This is a genomic window from Elusimicrobiota bacterium (assembly GCA_040757695.1).
GTDB lineage: Bacteria > Elusimicrobiota > UBA8919 > UBA8919 > UBA8919 > JBFLWK01.
The window spans coordinates 1-2,550 of sequence record JBFLWK010000164.1; the positions used below are offsets into that span (position 1 = coordinate 1).

The 2,550-nt window shown below is 36.5% G+C and carries 3 protein-coding genes; all 3 read left to right on the plus strand.

Features of this window, described 5'->3' with window-relative positions; genetic code table 11:
- On the plus strand, positions 1-250 hold a 250-nt coding region (locus tag AB1349_13610; protein ID MEW6558362.1), incomplete at its 5' end, for a TIM barrel protein.
- A 30-nt stretch (positions 251-280) separates the two neighbouring features.
- A complete protein-coding gene (gene trpD, locus AB1349_13615) occupies positions 281-1,333 on the plus strand; it encodes an anthranilate phosphoribosyltransferase (protein MEW6558363.1) in 1,053 nt (350 codons plus the stop codon).
- Positions 1,330-2,115 carry an indole-3-glycerol phosphate synthase TrpC gene (gene trpC / locus AB1349_13620; protein MEW6558364.1) on the plus strand — a complete coding sequence of 262 codons (786 nt, stop codon included), beginning with the start codon at positions 1,330-1,332 and terminating at the stop codon, positions 2,113-2,115. Before trpD ends, trpC begins: the two co-directional genes overlap by 4 nt.
- Positions 2,116-2,550: the final 435 nt, after the last annotated feature.

A 2,550-nucleotide genomic window follows, 5' to 3' on the forward strand; every position in this document is an offset into this window, starting at 1 on the left:
AGACCGACTTATCCATGTTCATCTCTCGGATAATAAAGGCGGCTACAATGACCTGCATATCCCGTTAGGCACTGGAAATGTTAACTGGGAGGATGCTGTTGGACTTCTTAAAAGAATTGGCTATAACGATACAATCACACTTGAAGTTTTTTCACGAGACCGCGACTATTTACTTCTAACAAAACAAAAAGTTCAGAAACTGGTGCGAACTGTGCCAGACTTGAAATTTTCAATTTTCAATTTTGATTGATGCACATATAATGATTAAAAGAGGTGGAAAATGATTAAAGAAGCGATTGCGAAAGTTGTGCAGAAGGAAAATCTTTCTGAAAAAGAAGCGACTGATGTAATGACGGAAATTATGACAGGTCAGGCAACCGAAGCGCAGATTGCATCATTCATCACTGCATTGCGAATGAAAGGCGAAACAGTTGAAGAAATAACCGGTTGTGCAAAAGTGATGCGTGAACATGCAACACAAATTACCATCAAAAAACACGCGGTTGATATTGACAGAGACGAAATCAATATTGACTGGGAAACGATTGTGGATACCTGTGGAACCGGTGGTGATAAAACAAAGACATTTAATATTTCTACTGCTACTACCTTTGTTGTTGCAGGTTGTGGTGTTGTGGTAGCAAAACATGGTAATCGTGCTGTTTCATCAAAATGCGGTAGTGCTGATGTGCTTGAAGAACTCGGAATAAACCTTGAATTACCACCACAAAAAGTTGAAGAGTGTATAAATAAAATTAGTATCGGTTTTTTGTTCGCACCTATGCTTCATTCTGCAATGAAATATGCAATCGGGCCTCGTCGGCAAATTGGTATCAGAACAATTTTTAATATTTTAGGTCCTCTCACTAATCCTGCGAATGCTAATGCTCAGGTGCTTGGTGTTTATTCTTCAGAACTTACAGAACCACTTGCATATGTCTTAAAAAATCTTGGAACAAAATCTGCATTCGTTGTTCACGGGATGGATTCTATCGACGAAATATCAATCACAGGCAAGACACAAATTTCTGAATTACAAAATGGCAGGATTAAAACATACACAGTAAAACCGGAAGATTTCGGGCTCAAAAAAGCAAAACAGGAAGATATTGCAGGTGGTGATGCGAAAGAAAATGCAAAAATAATTCTTGATATACTTTCTGGTAAAAGAGGACCCAAACGGGATATCGTAGTTTTGAATGCTGCGTTTGCATTAACCGCTGCTGAAAAATCAAAAAATATAAAAGATGGAATTGAATTGGCTGAGAAATCAATTGATTTAGGTAAAGCATTCAAAAAATTAGAAGAACTTAAAAAATATTGTGGAAAATGAACATACTTGACGAGATTATTAAAAATAAAAAAATAGAAATCGCACATAGAAAAAAGCAGTTACCACTGGACGATATTTTGCCTAAAGTTGATAAGTTACCAATCATTCGGGATTTCAAGTCAGCAATATCAAAACCAAACCGACTGAATCTAATCGCTGAAATCAAAAGAGCATCTCCATCGGCAGGTGAAATAGTATTTGAAATTGATGTTCAAAAAATTGCTCAGCAGTATGAACACGCAGGTGCGGATGCCATATCAGTGCTTACCGAGCAAAAGTATTTTCGGGGTGATGTTTTTCATATTGATTTAGTAAAACAGGTTTCTTCTTTGCCCACTTTAAGAAAAGATTTTATAATAGACGAGTACCAACTTTATGAATCCAGATATTTTAATGCAGATGCTGTGCTTTTAATTGTGCTAATTTTGAATACCGAACAAATTAACAAATTTCTAAAAATTGCCAAAAAATTGTATCTTTCTGTAATCGCTGAAATCCATACTGCAGAAGAATTAAAAAGAGTGCTTGATACAGAAGCAGATATTATCGGGATAAATAACAGAAATCTGTCAGATTTAACAGTTGATATAAATATAACATCAAAACTCAAATCTCAAATCCCGAATAACAAAATTGTAATCTCAGAAAGTGGAATAAAAACCCATCAGGATATTGAAATGCTAAAAGATAACGGTGTAAATGCCGTGCTTATTGGCGAGTATTTGATGAAGTCAGCAGATATAAAAAAAACAATCACAGAACTTTTTGGAATTTCAATCTGATAGGATTTACAGGATAAAAAGACAGCCACAGATGAACACACACAGACAAGCACAGAAGTACTGAAGCACGAAATAGATTCCCGACAGAGCCTGTCCCCAAAAATCGGTCATCAGTCATCGGTCATCAGTCAACTGACTCTATCGGGGAGCATTCGGGAATGACATTTTTCAGTGCAATTCTGTGTCGTGCCAAAGGCAGATCCGCCTCTGGCGGAAAATTCAGTGGCAAAAAATAAAATCCTGTTAATCCCGTCAAAAACGGGTTTCATGGCAAAGCCCTGACTATCTTATGAATGCTAAATTAACCATTATCCTGAAAAATGCGTGAAAACGCTGTTTTTTGACATGACTTCGTCGGAACAACTTTAATGTTCATTTGCAAATCGACCTATTTTAATAGTGACCGTACTTTTTTAGCATTGCTGAATAGTTCTT